Origin of the sequence: Rhizobium sp. N621, from assembly GCF_001664325.1 — a bacterium.
Classification (GTDB): Bacteria; Pseudomonadota; Alphaproteobacteria; order Rhizobiales; family Rhizobiaceae; genus Rhizobium; species Rhizobium esperanzae.
The window spans coordinates 16,274-31,723 of the sequence record NZ_CP013499.1 but is presented as its reverse complement, the minus strand read 5'-3'; the positions used below and the strand labels follow the sequence as shown (position 1 = coordinate 31,723).

At 61.2% G+C, this 15,450-nt stretch carries 15 protein-coding genes and 1 pseudogene; 7 read left to right on the top strand and 9 right to left on the bottom strand.

Going from position 1 to position 15,450, the window contains the following annotated elements; genetic code table 11:
• Window positions 1-58 precede the first annotated feature (58 nt).
• Complete coding sequence (locus AMK00_RS27180) at window positions 59-955, top strand: universal stress protein (protein WP_064812364.1); 897 nt, start codon at window positions 59-61, stop codon at window positions 953-955.
• A gap of 169 nt (window positions 956-1,124) precedes the next feature.
• Here AMK00_RS27180 and AMK00_RS33345 read toward each other — a convergent pair whose 3' ends face one another.
• The 3 genes from AMK00_RS33345 to AMK00_RS27170 form a co-directional block, all read right to left on the bottom strand.
• Window positions 1,125-1,538 carry an MFS transporter gene (locus tag AMK00_RS33345; protein WP_237350537.1) on the bottom strand — a complete coding sequence of 138 codons (414 nt, stop codon included), beginning with the start codon at window positions 1,536-1,538 and terminating at the stop codon, window positions 1,125-1,127.
• Window positions 1,523-2,317 carry an MFS transporter gene (locus tag AMK00_RS27175; RefSeq protein ID WP_237350536.1) on the bottom strand — a complete coding sequence of 265 codons (795 nt, stop codon included), beginning with the start codon at window positions 2,315-2,317 and terminating at the stop codon, window positions 1,523-1,525. The genes AMK00_RS33345 and AMK00_RS27175 overlap by 16 nt, the downstream gene beginning before the upstream one ends.
• Before the next feature lie 100 nt (window positions 2,318-2,417).
• Complete coding sequence (locus tag AMK00_RS27170) at window positions 2,418-3,113, bottom strand: NUDIX hydrolase (protein WP_064812363.1); 696 nt, start codon at window positions 3,111-3,113, stop codon at window positions 2,418-2,420.
• Window positions 3,114-3,242: 129 nt separating this feature from the next.
• On the opposite strand from AMK00_RS27170, the gene AMK00_RS27165 reads away from it, so the two are divergent.
• Both AMK00_RS27165 and AMK00_RS27160 read left to right on the top strand, forming a co-directional pair.
• Window positions 3,243-4,277: an SPFH domain-containing protein gene (locus tag AMK00_RS27165; protein ID WP_064812362.1), complete on the top strand. Its 1,035-nt coding sequence runs from the start codon at window positions 3,243-3,245 to the stop codon at window positions 4,275-4,277.
• Window positions 4,264-5,202, top strand: a complete 939-nt coding sequence (locus tag AMK00_RS27160; RefSeq protein WP_064812361.1) for a hypothetical protein — start codon at window positions 4,264-4,266, stop codon at window positions 5,200-5,202. Before AMK00_RS27165 ends, AMK00_RS27160 begins: the two co-directional genes overlap by 14 nt.
• Window positions 5,203-5,222: 20 nt before the next feature.
• Here AMK00_RS27160 and AMK00_RS33340 read toward each other — a convergent pair.
• The 3 genes and pseudogenes from AMK00_RS33340 to AMK00_RS27145 form a co-directional block, all read right to left on the bottom strand.
• Window positions 5,223-5,835: pseudogene (locus tag AMK00_RS33340) on the bottom strand (phosphotransferase-like protein).
• An 88-nt stretch (window positions 5,836-5,923) separates the two neighbouring features.
• A complete protein-coding gene (locus AMK00_RS27150; RefSeq protein ID WP_064812360.1) occupies window positions 5,924-6,103 on the bottom strand; it encodes a hypothetical protein in 180 nt (59 codons plus the stop codon).
• A gap of 575 nt (window positions 6,104-6,678) precedes the next feature.
• Entirely contained in the window at window positions 6,679-7,119 is a 441-nt protein-coding gene (locus tag AMK00_RS27145) for a GFA family protein (protein WP_064807264.1), read from the bottom strand.
• Between the two features lie 1,323 nt (window positions 7,120-8,442).
• Between AMK00_RS27145 and AMK00_RS27140 the strand changes: the two genes are divergently transcribed.
• The 3 genes from AMK00_RS27140 (at window position 8,443) to AMK00_RS27130 (ending at window position 12,083) form a co-directional block, all read left to right on the top strand.
• Entirely contained in the window at window positions 8,443-8,808 is a 366-nt protein-coding gene (locus AMK00_RS27140; protein ID WP_064812359.1) for a hypothetical protein, read from the top strand.
• Window positions 8,809-9,582: 774 nt separating this feature from the next.
• A complete protein-coding gene (locus AMK00_RS27135; RefSeq protein WP_064812358.1) occupies window positions 9,583-10,662 on the top strand; it encodes a YihY/virulence factor BrkB family protein in 1,080 nt (359 codons plus the stop codon).
• A gap of 137 nt (window positions 10,663-10,799) precedes the next feature.
• Complete coding sequence (locus AMK00_RS27130; RefSeq protein ID WP_064812357.1) at window positions 10,800-12,083, top strand: cystathionine gamma-synthase family protein; 1,284 nt, start codon at window positions 10,800-10,802, stop codon at window positions 12,081-12,083.
• A gap of 52 nt (window positions 12,084-12,135) precedes the next feature.
• On the opposite strand, the gene AMK00_RS27125 is transcribed toward AMK00_RS27130, so the two are convergent.
• From AMK00_RS27125 to AMK00_RS27115, 3 genes are all read right to left on the bottom strand, one after another.
• The gene (locus AMK00_RS27125; RefSeq protein ID WP_064812356.1) at window positions 12,136-12,546 is read right to left on the bottom strand and encodes a cupin domain-containing protein; all 411 of its coding nucleotides are present in this window, start codon (window positions 12,544-12,546) and stop codon (window positions 12,136-12,138) included.
• 145 nt (window positions 12,547-12,691) lie between these two features.
• Window positions 12,692-13,456: an SDR family oxidoreductase gene (locus AMK00_RS27120; RefSeq protein ID WP_064807254.1), complete on the bottom strand. Its 765-nt coding sequence runs from the start codon at window positions 13,454-13,456 to the stop codon at window positions 12,692-12,694.
• A 436-nt stretch (window positions 13,457-13,892) separates the two neighbouring features.
• Window positions 13,893-14,354, bottom strand: a complete 462-nt coding sequence (locus AMK00_RS27115; RefSeq protein ID WP_064812355.1) for a cupin domain-containing protein — start codon at window positions 14,352-14,354, stop codon at window positions 13,893-13,895.
• 110 nt (window positions 14,355-14,464) lie between these two features.
• Here AMK00_RS27115 and AMK00_RS27110 point away from each other — a divergent pair, with 110 nt between their 5' ends.
• Window positions 14,465-15,448 carry a LysR family transcriptional regulator gene (locus tag AMK00_RS27110; protein WP_064812354.1) on the top strand — a complete coding sequence of 328 codons (984 nt, stop codon included), beginning with the start codon at window positions 14,465-14,467 and terminating at the stop codon, window positions 15,446-15,448.
• The last annotated feature ends 2 nt before the right edge of the window (window positions 15,449-15,450 follow it).

Here is a 15,450-nt window from a genome sequence, read left to right as displayed (position 1 = left end):
AAGCTGAATTTCGGATTGGACCAAGAGCGATGCGGGAGCATCGCGAACGGAGGTCCTGATGAACACCTCACCTTCAGACGGCCGCGACACAAAAGCGTTGCCACCCGCGGCGATCTTGGCCCGGCGGGTCCACGAGTTGACCCGTCACGCTGACGTCATCGCCTTGCTGCCCGACGCGGCAACTGCTTGGATCTGCCTCGATATCGCGGAAGACGCCGCTCGAGCCATTAATGGCAGCATGGCAGCCGCCCATGTCGGTGCGGACCCGGAACGGATGGTGGCTGCGCCCGAAGAAATCGACTTGCAGATGCTGCGAGACATGGACGAGGGTTCGCCACAGCAGCGCCTTGAGCGGGTGATAAGCGTCTTCGAGGACTGGAAAGAGGCCAATCCGAGCCGAAGCGACCTGCTGCTTGATGACTGTCGCGGTGATCTCGGCCGCTGCGTCACATCCGAATGCCACGAGAGTGCACTCGTCGTCACCCCATGCCACGGCAACATGGATGCCCGCGATGCGTTCCACGACCTGCTTTTCAACGAACACAAGCTCGTGCTCGTGCCGCCTGCAGGCCGATATTCCGGCCATCTCCTGCAGCATGTCGTGATCGGTTGGAAGCCGCACGGGAATGCACAAGCCGCCATCGTCGCGGCAAGACGTTGGCTGGCGGTGGCGGAGCGCGTCACCGTTTTGTGCGTCAACGACAAGCCCGACGGCAGCTATCAGTTTACCGCCAGGGAACTGATTACGCAGCTCGGCTTGAAAGGGGACATCGTCGCGATCCGCTCCGAGGATCGTCCGGTTGCCGAGGCCATTCTCGATTTCGCGGGTTCCGTCGGCGCAACCTGCCTGCTGATCGGCGCTTTCAAGCATGCCTATTTCCTCGAACTGCTTCTCGGCCGCGTCACTCGCCACCTGCTGTCGCACGCGAGACTTCCCTTGATGATGAAGCATTAGAGAGGCGCGATTTTCGATCCCGCCGTGGATGGCGATTTTCACGCGTGCCTTTCGAAGAAACCGCGGCGAGCACTCCCCCGCTGCTCTGTGGCCCGATGATTCTGAGCCGCGAAGTGCTTATGCCTAGCGACGGTCGCGAAGCTGCGCAGGTTCAGAATCTCGCATGGGACTATTGCGACCGCTTTGACCGCGTCTCCCGACGCGCTTCCCTTCGAGCCAGGAGAAAGATCGGAAGGGATGCAAGCTGCGCCGCTGCGACGAACGCGGCAAGCGCAAGCGTCGAGCGATCATAGAGCAATCCCATTGCGACGCTGCCCAGCAGCCAACCTCCACCATAGGCCGAATAGAACATGCCGAACCCCAGACCCCGACGCCCTTCCGGGAGCAACCCGGCGATGATCGCCTTCATCAGCGTGTCCTGCACCGCGTAACCGATGCCCCACAATGGCATTGCGATGACAGCCATCGCGAAGCCGCCCTGGAGTAGAACCGGCGCGAAGCAAGCAGACAGCACGATCCCCACAGTGAGCGCCACCTTATCCGACCAGTCGTAAAGCCTGCCGAGGATCAGGTTGGCAGCCACCCTGATCCGGTGGAGAAGGCAAGCAACACCGGGATCCATTCAGGCGGGACGGTCCGAGTGCGCTCCAGATGGTATGCTCCGAGCTCGTAACTGAGCAACCCGGCCGCAAAGAGCGCGCCGGCGCCCATGTAGAGCCAGTACGGCAGGCCTAGCGTTTTCGCCGTGGCGGTGCGGCCCTGCTCCAATCGCTCGGGAACGGGGAACGTCAGCCGCGCAGCGATGAGTGCCATGATTGCAAGCACAACAGAAATGGTTAGCAGGGCGTAGGCGGTTCGATAGTCGCCACGCAGGAATAAAATGAGAGCGGCAATCAATGGCCCCAGCGTCGCCCCCGCCTCGTCGAGGGCGGTATTGAGGCCGAAGGCCCAGCCTCGCCCGAGTTCGCCGGTGGTATAAGAAATCATTGTCTCGACCGTCGGCTTGCGCATGGCACGGCCAACCCGTTCGGCAATGATCAGGGCCGCCGCAAGCTCCCAGCTCCCGGCCAGTGCCATTGCGGGTACGGCGCAGAGATTGATCGCGTAGCCGGCAAAGGTAACCGCCCAATAGGCGCGGCTCCGGTCGGCGATCCAGCCGGCGACGGGCCGCAGCGCATATCCAAGGAATTCCCCTGTGCCGGCAATGATGCTGATCGCAGCGGCACTCGCCCCCAGCATTCCAAGGAACTGACCGTTGATCGCCGCGCCACCTTCATAGGTGAGGTCGCCGAAAAGATTGACGACTCCCATGATCAGCACGAAGCGCAGAGCGGACGAACCGCCACCATCGAGCCCTCTCATATGCGACTCCTTCTACGGCATCTATTACGCGGACGTTGCTCGTCTCTTCGACCGGCAGACGCAGCAGCGTCTTAACGCCTGATCCCTCAGGATGCAGAGATCAAATTCTGCGGTCGAAGAGCACCAGCGACCGGGTGTCCTTCAAGCGGAAGACCTGGGCGGGCCGATTGCTGGCCCGGCGCATCTCGCCTTCGACGGGCTCCAGGAAATCGGCTTCCGCCATGCGCTTTCGAAAGGCCGATTTGTCGAGCTTACGGCCGAGAAGGCTCTCATAGACCGATTGCAGCTCGCTCAATGTGAAACGGACCGGCAGCAGATGGCCGGGCAGGCTCGAATATTCGACCTTGCTCCGGATGCGGCCGAGCGCCTCCTTGAGGAGGGACGCATGGTCGAAAGCAAGGGACAAGCCGACGCCCGCGCCTTCGATCGGTCGCCATTCGGCCTCCTCGGCCAGCGCATCCTGCCGCTCTGCGACATCATCGGCCGAAAGCAGCGCGATGTAAACGATGCTGATGCTCCAGCCTCTTGGGTCTCGATCGCGGCTTCCCGTCGTTTGCAGCTGTTCGAGATAGGGTGTTTCGACGCCGGTCTTTTCCTTCAGCACCCGGCGCGCCGCAGCCTCCAGATCCGCATCTTCATCAATATGGATCCAGCCGCCGGGCAAAGCCCAGTCGCCGGCAAAGGGGACGCTTGTCCTGCGCACGAGCAGCACGGAGAGGCCAGCCGGCGCCAGGGAAAAAATGGCGAGATCGACGGTCGCGATCGGTTTGAAGGCGTCATTGTCGTGTGTTGTCATGGTGGGAAGATAACATGCCCCGGCCTTAGTGTAAATCTCCAACTAAGTTAGTTGACATTTGTCACTAAGTTATGTTTTCTGTATTTCGACACGAGCGAGGGGCTCGCGCCAGGAAACGGGAAAACGGATATGTTCGGACTGCGCTTTATCAAGACGGAACCCACGCAATACGTCATCCAATATCAGAACGGCAAGGCCGTTCGCGAGGGCGCCGGCCTTGCCTTCTGGCATTTTTCGCCTTCGAGCTCCCTCGTGCTCGTGCCGACGGCCAGCGTCAACGATCCTTTCATCTTTCCTCTGGTGACATCAGACTTCCAGGAGGTGACGGTGCAGGGGCAGATCACCTACCGCATCGCCGAGCCGCGCCGCACGGCGGCACTTTTGAATTTCACGCTCGACCGCCGGGGCCACTATGTCTCGGAGGACCCGCAGAAGCTTTCGACCCGCGTGATCGACCGCGTTCAGGTGGCGATGCGCGCCGAAGTGCAGACGCTGTCGCTCAAAGAGGTTCTTGCTTCGGGCGAGGCGCTCGTCGCCGGCGTGGCCGACGCGCTCAAGGTGCATCCGACGATCGAGGCGCTTGGCTTGGAGATTCTGGGCCTGTCGCTGCTTGCCGTCATGCCGAAGGCCGAGACATCAAAGGCGCTGGAAGCACATGCCCGTGAAGCCCTGCTGCGGCAGGCCGACGAAGCCATCTATAGCAGGCGCAACGCCGCGATCGAGCAGGAGCGGACGATCAAGGAAAACGAGATCGCCACCGAGATCACGCTGGAGAACAAGAGACGGCAGGTGCGCGAAGCCCAGATGGAGGCCGAACGCGCCGTGCAGGAACGGCAGCTGCGGATCCGCCGGGAAGAAATGGCCGGCAAGATCGCGCTCGAAGAGCAGAACCGTGACCTGGTGACGCTGGCGGCGACCAATGCGCGGGCCGAGGCCGACGCCCAGGCCTATGCGCTGACGGCGATGATGAAATCCTTCGAACAGGCCGATCCGAAAGTGTTGCAGGCGCTCGCCTCGGTCGGCATGCAGCCGGGCCAGCTGATGGCGCTCGCCTTCCGCGACCTTGCAGACAATGCGACGAAGATCGGCCAGCTGAACGTCTCGCCCGATCTTCTCAGGGAGATCTTGCAGCCGCAGGAGGGCAAGGACCGTGCCGGTCTCTGACGAACGCAAGATCATCCTGGTCGTCAGGCCGACCCGGCTCGACGAACTCATCGCCCGGTTCAACACCGTGCAGCAGGCGCAGTTCTATGTCGAGCATCTCGGCGCCGACTTCAGCGATTATCTCGCCGAGAAGAAACAATACGAAACGGCCATCGACGAGGTGGAAGCAAGCCTGCGTGCCGTCGCCCGAGTCCAGCGTCTCGACCGCCGGTACCTCTCGAGCTTCATCTTCGCTCCCGACGATGTCGTCGTCGTGCTCGGCCAGGACGGATTGGTCGCCAACACGCTCAAATATCTCGACGGGCAGCCGGTCCTCGGCGTCAACCCCGACCCCAAGCGCTGGGACGGCCCGCTGCTGCCCTTCAACCCGAAGAGCCTTCCGAGAGTGATCGGCGAGGCGCTGAAAAATAAGCGGCCGATCAAACATGTCAGCATGGCCAAGGCGACGCTCAACACCGGCGCCGTCATCCACGCGGTCAATGATCTCTTCATCGGCCCGCAAAGCCATGTCTCGGCGCGTTATATCCTGCAGGCCGAGGAGCGCTGGGAACACCAATCCTCGAGCGGCATCATCGTCTCGACAGGCATGGGCTCCACCGGCTGGCTGAAGAGCCTCTATTCAGGTTGGCTCGGAGCAGCGAGCGCGCTGGGTTTCGAGCCAGCCGACCGGACGATCGACATGTCCTTCGCCTGGGATGCGGATTACCTGCGCTACTTCGTCCGCGAACCCTTCCCCAGCCGCACCACCGGCACCACCATTGTCGCAGGCATCGTCTCTAAGGACCAGCCGCTCACCATCGTCTCCGAAATGCCGGAGCACGGGGTGATCTTCAGCGACGGCATCGAGGCGGATTTTCTGGAGTTCAATGCCGGGACGCGGGCGGAGGTGACGTTGGCTGAGCGGCAGGGGATGTTGGTGGTGTGAGGGATGTTGAGGATTGGTGGTTATGGCGGGGCAACGACACCGCTGCCCTGGAGCGAACCGAGATCGGTGGTTGTCATCCTTAAGATATGGGCGTGAATGGCTGCTGCACTTGCTTCCGCCGTCTTTGAGGTGACATCCAAATTCAGCGTAAACGGGTGTTGGGGAGCGAGGACCTGGGCTCTTCTGCTTTTCTCCCTCGATGCCTGTGCATCAATCGACTTCAACCGATCGCGACGCGCCGGTGTGGCAACGCGACGTGCCAACTCCTCCTCGTCGCAGAGCAACCTCACGGGGACCAGCAGCGCCTCGCATTCTCGGGCCGCGCAGGCAATCTGCTGGAACGTGCGATTGCTGCGCTCATCATCTTCTATGCCGGCATGCGTGAAAATGAAATTCGCCGAAGGAGGACCATAGGCGACGATCGCATCCAGGACGGCTTGGCGAACTCTTCCGGTATATTCCCATATTCCATTCGGGAGAGGCGTGGTTCCGTCATCGTCAAGCAGACGCAGTATCGGGTTGTTGAACCAATGATTATCAATAAACCTTTGCAGTCAGGAGCGGACTTAGTTCTCTCGCGATCGTCAGCTTTCCGACGCCGGGAAAGCCCAAGAGGAGAATGAATAGCTTCATCGGGCTGTCTTCCCTTTTCACAGCTGACTTCTCGAACCTCGCAGTCACTGCAGTGGACGATTAAGAGGCGGTGCCGTTTTGGTCGGTGTCACAAGATCATAAAGAGTAGCGCGGTTTCGAAAAGCCGTCGCTTCTTTGGTTGTCTCAAAGGATCGTCAAACGTTGCCATGTTGGTAACCGCCTTGCCGCCGGCATCGTCTCCCAGGATCAGCCGCTGACCAGCGTTTTCCGAAATGCCTGAACACGGCGTCATCTTCAGAGATGGCATCGAAGCGGATTTTCTTGAGTTTAATGCGGGGAGACGGGGGCGGTGATGCCGGCTGAGCGGCAAGAGGCTTCCGCTGGTATTGAGGACTAACACCTTGATTTGTTCAGCTTTGATATCGAAATGGAAGTAATGTTACGGTTTAGTTCCTTTACTTCTCCGCCCTCTCACGACATGCAGTTATTGTCACTTTTGTGTGGGGCGACGAGGAACTCTCCCATGGACTGAGATGAGCGGCGGCTGCTGTAAAAAATCATCGGGCATATCGACTGTTACTCAGGAGAGCAGCGAGGGCGCCGGCGTTGATTGAACGCAAGGAGCGGCGCTTCGGCGTGTCCTTCGAGGCGTCGGCCTTCGGCGGGGGATGCCGCGCCTTGGAGGGCTTGGTAGGGCCGTAGCCGATGGCGGGCGCCCGATGATTTTGTGCGGAGCCCGGCACCGTAGAGAGTCTCTCCCTGAGGCGCCTCGAAGGGCTGGGCGGGTGCGCAGGTGTCAGATGACAAGGAGCGGTGTTGCCGCACGCTCCGCACGGACTGCCGAGGAGGAACTGCCCGCGTTGCGCACGGCCACCAAGGCCGCTAGCCGCTGCCCTGCTCCTTGTCCGCAGCCGCTGCCGAAACCAGCCCGCGTTGCGCGTGCTTCATCCCATCGGGCAGCTGAAGCCAATCATGCCTGGACTCCTCGTAGACGGAAACCAGTGGCGGTGGAAATGCCGGGTCGGCGAAGGCGCCGACGGCGACGACGCAGAGGTCGGGATTGAAATCGCCCTCCCAATACACGGACGTGCCGCAGTTCGGGCAGAAGTGGAAACGCACCTTGCGCCCTTGCGCAGCGTCCCGCTCGAAGATCCTGCGATCTCCCTCGATCATCACTTCGGCCTTCGCGAAGATCGCACCGCTTCCGGCCACGGCGCCCGTTCTGCGCTGACAATCGCGGCAGTGGCAGATGCTCACCGTGAGCGGATCGCCTGATGTCTCTGCGCGGAGTGATCCGCAATGGCATTGCGCAAGCCTGTTCATTCGTCACCTCGGTTGCTTTTTGCTCATCTTGTTCGTTGTCGGTTAGGGCGCTGCGTCTCATGAGAAGTGTAGGAGGCTATCGCGCCGGCGCTCAAGCGTCCTCAAAGGGGGCGTAGGGTGGGTGTCGCGTCGAGTAGATGCAAGGAGCGGCGTTGCGGCGTGTGCTTCGAGGCTCCGCCCTGCGGGCTGCGCACCTCAGCATGATGGATGGTGGAGGATGCCGCGGTCGACGAGAGGCATTGGAGTGTGTCGCGGCGCCCACGAGAGCCTCACCCTGATGCGCCCCGGCGAGGCCTCGAAGGGCTGATGGGTACGATATCCATCTGGCAGAAGCCCGGCACGGGAGAGTGCGCCGGGCTTCGATAGTGACCGACAGCATGGGAGGAGGAGTGCTGTCCATCGGACCAAAGCAGCTAGGAGGGGCAGCGCTTCGGCTCGTCACGAGGTAGTGCCGCAATGCGGCGAATTCAAGCCGAAGGGAGCGCCAACATCGCACAGGTGATGTTGCGGACGGGAGAGTGGTGCGGCGCAGCTCCCTGTCTGCTTGGGCGCGGCGTTGTCCGCGGACAACGTAGCGACATATGCTTCTTGGGGAGTGCTCCAATTTGAATGGCGTCGTGCGAAGGAGGTCCGCATGCGGGCTTAGGTGATGAACCCGTCAGACGAGTTATTCGCTTCGGCTCTCGACCTGCTGGCTCCGGCTTGGTCGAGTGCCTGCAGAACTCAGAAGGCGTCGGGAGGAGCGGCGGCGAATGGATTGCTTCGGACAGCTCCGCGGTTGAGTCATGCCGTTCATCCTCCGGACCGAACCAAAATCGAAACCATTTGGAGAGATCCTCATATGGCAGTTGCTCGAGGTTATGCCTGATCAATGCTCCCTTCCGTCGCAGATGTTCCTTTCGGCGCAGTCGCTAGCTGCCTCTGAGCTAAACTTCGAAACTGAGCGACATCGTAATTGCCTATGCGGAAGACGAGGGCGGCGGGACCGCGCATTGAAAGTGCCGCCATGTTGGCTCGCTCTGAGGCAGAGTCTTAATTCGGACACGGCATGAGCTGGCACAATCCAGGCCCGATCGGCTGGTTGTCCGCGGACAACGGACGGCGATATGCCAGTTCGCGAAGCCATGCAGCCGCCGCCAATGGCAACGCGATCCACAGGTCGATCCATGTCTTGAGCAAGAAGCGTCCGCAGGTTAATGTCTCGGCTAGGAAGCCCATCCGAACCTGCTGCCGGGTTGAAGGGCGTGCAGAGTTTCTCGACGACCATGTTCACCAAGGTCGAAGTGTAATCGGCAGACTTCGGCCGGAACATTGGATCGTCATATGCTGAACCCATCTGTCAGGTTCTCGCCTTCGAACGTCGCCACTTTCAAGAAAGCCTTGCGGGGTCAATATCCCAATATCAAGTCATCCCATCTTGATGAGGCGATCGCCGCGTCTTTCGGCTTCAAATCCTATGCGGCGATGCGTCCCGTGTTGTATCAGCTCGGCGCCTACGCCAGGCTAATCGTCGTTGTCGACCACTTGTTGCTTCTGCTTCGTCTGGAGGAGCTTGGGTATAGCGGCATCTCTCCTGAGTCGCTGCGCCGTCTCGTCTGGAGCGTCGAGTTCCCGCATGATCGATATGATGACGATGTCGGGCAGATGATACGAATGCGCAGGAGGCCTACGGCTGCCAATGCTGATTAGCCGGTCTGTCCGCCGCTGAACTTACGGGGAAAGCCGGCGATACGCCTCGCGGCATCTGCCGCATGCAGTGAATGGTGGTCCGAGCCATCAGTGGCGGTCGGGAGTGTCGGCAGCAAATCGGCGCCGCGTCCTGATCGCCGGTCTCCAGAGGCGGTGCCCATTTCTCCCTTCGCAGCGTTGCATCCGGGTGTGTGGATGGAGCGGGAAGGCGGACTGGCGCCCGGGTACGGACGCTGCGCGATCGTAGAGCGTTCTGAATGAGAAAGCCGGGCCATACCGACCGGGGCCAATCTTTGCCGTGGACAACGGGGGTGGCTATTGTCGGCCATTGCCGTCGGCGCTAGGGGTGAGACAGGGCAAATGCATCGGCAGGTTTGTCGTTCAGGCGGTTCCGCGAATGCTTCTGCCGGTCTCCAGGAAGCGCCAGTGCGAAGACGGCAGGCGAATTCGGGGTCCGAAATCGCTCTCGATGGGGCGTCTGGCGGCCGAATCTGCCGCTTCCGGCGCCGCGAAGTCGCCATGCCCGCGACAGTCCCAAAATAGCCCTGTGCTGCAGTAGCGAAACCAAAAGCCGGTTTTGCTTCCGTAGGCTGATTAAAATTTAATAAAATCATCTGTTTATAATGTCGGGAGTTGGAGCCAGGCATCGCCGTCGCGGCGCTCTTGGCCGCAGCGGGCCCCCTCCCCTCACCGGAAATCTCCGCAAGAAAGCAACAGCTTGCATCCTTTAGCGGCACCCGGCGTTATCCCCGAAGCAAATCGGAGGATAGGGTAATGGCTGATGTGCTCCGCCTCAAGGGATATCCGCTCGCTGCGGCGATGATGGCGGCTGCTGTGGGCGCGTTTGTGTTGCTGCAGGCAAGGCAGCGCAATTCGCAGGCGCCTTCTGCCGCGGTCGCCTTGTCGGGTGACGATCATGGGCGCAGTGCGGCGACGCCCGAGGCCATTCCGATGAGCGGCCTTCGCGATGTGTTCTGGCGCGTCTTCCATGAGGTCCTCGACGACCGGGTCACCCTCATTGCCGCAGGCGTAACTTTCTATCTGCTCCTGGCGCTGTTCCCGGCCCTGACGGCCTTGGTCTCGCTGTATGGCCTGGTGGCCGATCCGATCACCATTTCCGAACATCTTCGCGAGCTCGCCATCCTCCTGCCGCCCGGGGCCTTCGATCTTCTTGCCGATCAGCTCAAGGCGCTTGTGGAGAAACGCGACAGCACGCTCGGCATCACCTTCTTCGTCGGTCTCGGCATTGCGCTGTGGAGCACCCATAGCGGCACCCTGGCGATCTTCGATGCGATGAACGTCGCCTATGAGGAGAGGGAGAAACGCAGCCTGGTGCGGCTGAACCTGATCGGCCTCTGCTTCACCCTCTGCGCCGTGGTCTTCGCGGTCGTCGTGGTAGCGCTCATGGGCGTGATGCCTGTCGTACTCTCCTATCTCTGGCTTGATCAGTTCAAGGAACATATGGCGCTTCTCTTGAGATGGCCGCTGCTTCTGCTTGTCATCGTCGTGGCCGTAACCTTGGTCTACCGCTTCGGTCCGAGCCGCGAGCCCGCGCGAGTCCGTTGGATGACCTGGGGTGCGGTTCTGACCGCGCTCGCCTGCGCCGGCATGTCGCTCGGCTTCTCCTTCTATCTCGAGCATTTCGCCAATTACGACGCGACCTACGGTACGCTCGGCGCGCTGATCGGTTTCCTCATCTGGATCTGGCTTTCCGTGGTTATTCTCATCGTCGGAGCGGAGCTCAATGCCGAGCTGGAGCATCAGACGGCGCGTGACACGACGACGGGCCACCCGCTGCCGATGGGTGCGCGCGGCGCCTATGTCGCCGATACCTTAGGCGAGATCGTGAGTTGAGCGTCTGAGCACGAGGCCGAAAAGTGTGAGCGGTTCTTGGTACGACATTATGCTCCACTCTTAATTGAGCAGTCTCGATGACTGCTCCTCGATTTGATGTATCCTGTCCTTCGGCAGGTTCGACAGAGGAGACGATCATGACCGCCCCGCATCCTTCCAAAACCCATATCGGCAATCATGCGCTGCATCCCGAAACGCAGATGCTGAACTACGGCTACGATCCCGAGCTTTCGGAAGGGGCGGTCAAGCCGCCGGTGTTCCTGACCTCCACCTTCGTCTTCAACTCCGCCGAGGATGGCAAGGATTTCTTCGATTATGTCTCCGGCCGCCGCGACCCGCCGGCGGGCAAAGGCGCCGGTCTCGTCTATTCGCGCTTCAATCATCCGAATAGCGAGATCGTCGAAGACAGGCTCGCTGTTTATGAGCGGACGGAAAGCGGTGCGCTGTTTTCCTCAGGCATGGCGGCGATCGCCACGACCCTGTTCGCCTTCGTCCGGCCGGGAGATGCGATCCTGCATTCGCAGCCGCTTTATGGCGGCACGGAAACCTTGCTGGCAAAGACTTTCCACAATTTCGGCGTCGCCGCGGTCGGTTTTGCCGATGGCGTAAGCGAGGCATCGGTGCAGAAGGCGGCGGATGAGGCGGTCGGCAAGGGCCGCGTTTCCGTCATCCTCATCGAGACGCCCGCCAATCCGACCAACGGTCTCGTCGACGTCGCGATGATCCGGCGGGTGGCCGATGCGATCGGCGCAAGGCAGGGGCACGTGCCGGTGGTCGTCTGCGACAATACGCTGCTCGGGCCGGTCTTCCAGCGGCCGATCGAGCATGGCGCCGATATCTCGCTTTATTCGCTGACCAAATATGTCGGCGGCCATTCCGATCTGATCGCCGGCGCTGTCCTCGGGCGCAAGGCTGTCATCAAGCAGGTCAAGGCGCTGCGCGGCGCGATCGGTACGCAGCTTGATCCGCATTCCTGCTGGATGCTCGGCCGGTCGCTCGAAACACTGCAGCTCCGCATGGAGCGGGCGAACAGCAATGCGCGGGCGGTGGCCGATTTCCTGCGTGATCATCCGAAGGTCGAGCAGGTCCATTATCTTCCCTATCACGACCCGGACTCGCCCTCCGGTCGCACCTTCGCCGCCCAATGCACCGGCGCCGGCTCGACCTTCTCCTTCGATATCCGCGGCGGCCAGCCGGCCTCCTTCAAATTCCTGAACGCGCTGCAGGTCTTCAAGCTCGCCGTCAGCCTCGGTGGCACGGAGTCGCTCGCAAGCCACCCCGCCGCCATGACGCATTCCGGCGTGCCGGCCAATGTCAGGGAGCGCATTGGCGTGCTGGAATCGACAATCCGGCTATCGATCGGCATCGAGCATCCGGATGATCTGATCGCCGATCTGGAGCTGGCGCTGCAGGCTGTTTGACGCGGCGCACGGAATCGATGCCCGGCGGCGCCGGGCATCGAGGACGAGGTTACTAGTCGTCGGTCGTCAGTTCCGTCTCGTCGGTATTGAGCACGAAAACCGCAAGCAGGCGCGCCGGTTTTGTCTTGCTGGCGTTCTTGCTGACGGCGTGATGATCGCCGGGAAATTCGGGAAAGCTCTCGCCGGCCTTGTAGATCTTCTCCGGCCCGTCATTCACCTTGCTGGTGATCGCCCCTTCGAGAACGGTGGCGTAGATGAAGGCCGACTTCGGGTGCGTATGGCCGGGCGACTGGCCCCCCGGCTCATATTCCACCAGCACGGCCTTCATGCTCTTGCCGGGAACATTGGGCAGCTTCTGGTCAAAGACGACGGTCACCTTGGCTTTGCCGCCAGCGGCGTCAGCCTGAGTGCCGGCGGCAAGGACAAGCGCAAAGGCCGCCGCCGAGATGATTTTCCTGAGCATGTCTGGTCTCCTCGGTTGCTAGGGTAATTCCAGGAAAGTGCGAGCGGTCTCGTCTGGAATTTCTGAAATCAATTGCTGAGGGCGGCTCTCCGCTGCGTGAAAGCTGAGCCGCTCCAGGAGTGGGTGGACAAGCGCCGGGTCGATATCACGCGCTCTTTTTCTGGGGCGGCTGCTGGCGCAGCCAGTCGTCGAAGCGGATCTTGCCGAGCCGGGCATCGGGACCGGTCACCAGCGAAGTGTCGTCGAGCTCGACGCCGAAATAGCGGGCGTGCGGATCCGTCATCACCTGGCGCGGATCGTTCGTCGCCTTGAAGAGGCGCGTGACGATATCGGTCAGGCGGATTTTTTCGGGGCCGCCGATTTCGATCGTGCCGTTAACCGGTGCTGCGAGCGCCACGTCCGCCATGACATCGGCGACATCGTCCGAGGCAATCGGCTGAAGATATGCCGGCGACAGATGCACGGTCTGGCCGACCGTGTTCGACTGGGCGATGCCGGCCATGAATTCATGGAACTGGGTGGAGTGCACGATGGTATAGGGAATGCCGGAGCTCTTGATCAGCTGTTCCTGGGCCATCTTGGCGCGCATGTAACCGCTGCCCTGCAGCCGCTCCATGCCGACGATCGACAGCGCGATGTGGTGCTTCACGCCGGCCGCAGCCCCCGCCTTGAGCAGGTTGCGGCCCGAAGTCTGGAAGAATTCGAGCACGGCCTGATCTTCGAACGAAGGCGAGTTGGCGAGGTCGAGTACCACCTGCGCCCCGGCAAGCGCTTCGGCGACGCCTTTGCCGGTGATCGTGTCGACGCCGGAATTGGGCGAGGCCGCCAAAACGTCGTGTCCCTTCCTGCGCAACCTTTCCACCGTCTTCGAGCCGATGAGGCCGGTCCCGCCGATAACGACGATCTTCATGGTAATCTCCCTTGTCCTTTGCGAGGAATGTCCTCTGTTGATTTTAAGATGGTCGCAAACCGCCTCTTCAGCAGGGCAGGCGACTAATCGACATGAGGACAATCGCCACGCGGATTTCCGGCGCGGCCGACCACAGCCGACGGCCAAGAGAATGCGCCGGATCGGGAGCTCGAACCATTCTCTCTCGGTCGCTGTCGTCCTATGCCAAGGCAGTAGCGCAACTCATCTGCGGTCGAGGTGTGCCGCCGGAGTGGAGAAGGCTGATGTCATCCGGCATCGGCCGGACGTGCCGTGGGCGGAGATAACCGAAGCCGACGATGTCATCACGATCGCGAAAGCCTGCCGCCTTCGCCACGGAACAGAGGCGTTCAAGCTGGTTGCGGGGTGGGAGAGGCGATCGGCGCACTGTGCAATCGTTGATGCAGAGTGCCGTTTGTCAGGACGCCCGGGCGGCGTCCCAATCCGGCGGCCCGCGAAATTCGATACCATAGCGTTCCGCAAGCTGGAGCAACTGATCCATATGCTCCGGTAGGCGCGGAGCCTGCACAGCGGCCTCGGCGAAGAATTCTTCCATGCCGCCCGGCGTCAGGATGGTGAGGTTGCGTCCTGGAGACGCGCTTGCCACCCGAAATGTGTGCGGCACGCCACGCGGTAGGAAAATTGATCTGCCCGCAGGAACCCGAACGATCTCGCCGTTCAGCCAGAACTCGTAATCGCCTTCGATCACATGGATCACCTCGTCCTCATTGTGGTGGATGTGGACGGGCGGCCCGCCGCCGGCAGGCACGGTGCCTTCAAAAACGCCGACAATTCCGCCGCTCTCAAATCGCCCCACATGTATGGTGTAGGCCGTGTCCATCCAGCTTACGGTCCGCCCGATGCCCCCAGCGATGTTCATCGCAATTTCCTTCCGAGGTTGAATGGAATAGAGTTTTATACTGCTGTCCAAAACTATAGCCGGAAGCAGATGCCCGGAAATTGAATGATCATATAAGGGATATTGAGTTCGTGAATTTCTCAGCCCTCGATCTCAATCTGCTGCGTGTATTCGACGCCATGATGGCGGAGCTCTCGACAGTGCGGGCCGGCGAGCGTGTCGGCCTTTCCCAGCCGGCCGTTAGCTCGGCGTTGGGGAGACTGCGTGCGCTGCTGGATGACGAATTGTTTGTCCGGGAAGGCAATCAGATGATGCCGACCGCGCGGGCGCTTGAGCTGCGTGAACCGATAAGACAAGCATTGGCCGGCATGGAAGAGGCGTTGGCGACGAATGCTGCCTTCGACCCCGCTACCTCAACCCGATCCTTCATGCTGATCGGATCGGACTACTTCTCCTCGCTGTTGATGCCGCCGCTTGCTGCACGCGTGGCCAAAGCGGCGCCCTCCATCACCCTGCAGATGATCGATCATGCTTCGTCGGAAGTCTTCGAGATGCTGCGTGACGGCCGCGCTGATATCGTTATTGATCGCTCGCTCGAACCGCCTGAATGGATTATCAGCCGTAAGCTGTTCCAATCATGGCTGGTATGCATTGCCAAGCGAGGACATCCGCTCCTTGCCAGCCACGGCGTTTCTCCAGGAGACACCATACCGGCGGACGTCTTCTGCGCTGTTCCCCACGTCCTGCGCTCGGCCGATGGCAGCAGGATGGGGACGATCGATCCCGCCCTCGCACGCCTGGGTCTTGCCAGGCGTGTCATGGTCACGGTGCCGCATTTTCACGCGGTCGCTCTTGCCGTTGAAGCGAGCGAGATGCTCGGAAGCATTCCGGTTCATTTCGCCCGCATGTTGACCGGCCAGCTGATGCTCGACGTGTTCATGCCCCCGATGGAATCGCCGAAAATGGATGTCACCATGTATTGGCTTCGTCGTTTCGATCGTGACCCCGGGAGTGTGTGGCTTCGGGATCAGATCGCGGGCGCCCTCGCCGCGCCGAAGCCGATATCGACCGAGCCAGCTCACAAGAGGATTGAATCCGGCTGCGCACGTGCCTGAAC

Excerpts from the sequence above, each read along its gene's own strand:
- AMK00_RS27180 (WP_064812364.1), top strand. The coding sequence starts at position 59 with ATGAACACCTCACCTTCAGACGGCCGCGACACAAAAGCGTTGCCACCC.
- AMK00_RS27175 (WP_237350536.1), bottom strand. The coding sequence starts at position 2,317 with ATGAGAGGGCTCGATGGTGGCGGTTCGTCCGCTCTGCGCTTCGTGCTG.
- AMK00_RS27170 (WP_064812363.1), bottom strand. The coding sequence starts at position 3,113 with ATGACAACACACGACAATGACGCCTTCAAACCGATCGCGACCGTCGAT.
- AMK00_RS27135 (WP_064812358.1), top strand. The coding sequence starts at position 9,583 with ATGGCTGATGTGCTCCGCCTCAAGGGATATCCGCTCGCTGCGGCGATG.
- AMK00_RS27165 (WP_064812362.1), top strand. The coding sequence starts at position 3,243 with ATGTTCGGACTGCGCTTTATCAAGACGGAACCCACGCAATACGTCATC.
- AMK00_RS27115 (WP_064812355.1), bottom strand. The coding sequence starts at position 14,354 with ATGAACATCGCTGGGGGCATCGGGCGGACCGTAAGCTGGATGGACACG.
- AMK00_RS27130 (WP_064812357.1), top strand. The coding sequence starts at position 10,800 with ATGACCGCCCCGCATCCTTCCAAAACCCATATCGGCAATCATGCGCTG.
- AMK00_RS27125 (WP_064812356.1), bottom strand. The coding sequence starts at position 12,546 with ATGCTCAGGAAAATCATCTCGGCGGCGGCCTTTGCGCTTGTCCTTGCC.
- AMK00_RS27120 (WP_064807254.1), bottom strand. The coding sequence starts at position 13,456 with ATGAAGATCGTCGTTATCGGCGGGACCGGCCTCATCGGCTCGAAGACG.
- AMK00_RS27140 (WP_064812359.1), top strand. The coding sequence starts at position 8,443 with ATGCTGAACCCATCTGTCAGGTTCTCGCCTTCGAACGTCGCCACTTTC.
- AMK00_RS27150 (WP_064812360.1), bottom strand. The coding sequence starts at position 6,103 with ATGCCATCTCTGAAGATGACGCCGTGTTCAGGCATTTCGGAAAACGCT.
- AMK00_RS27145 (WP_064807264.1), bottom strand. The coding sequence starts at position 7,119 with ATGAACAGGCTTGCGCAATGCCATTGCGGATCACTCCGCGCAGAGACA.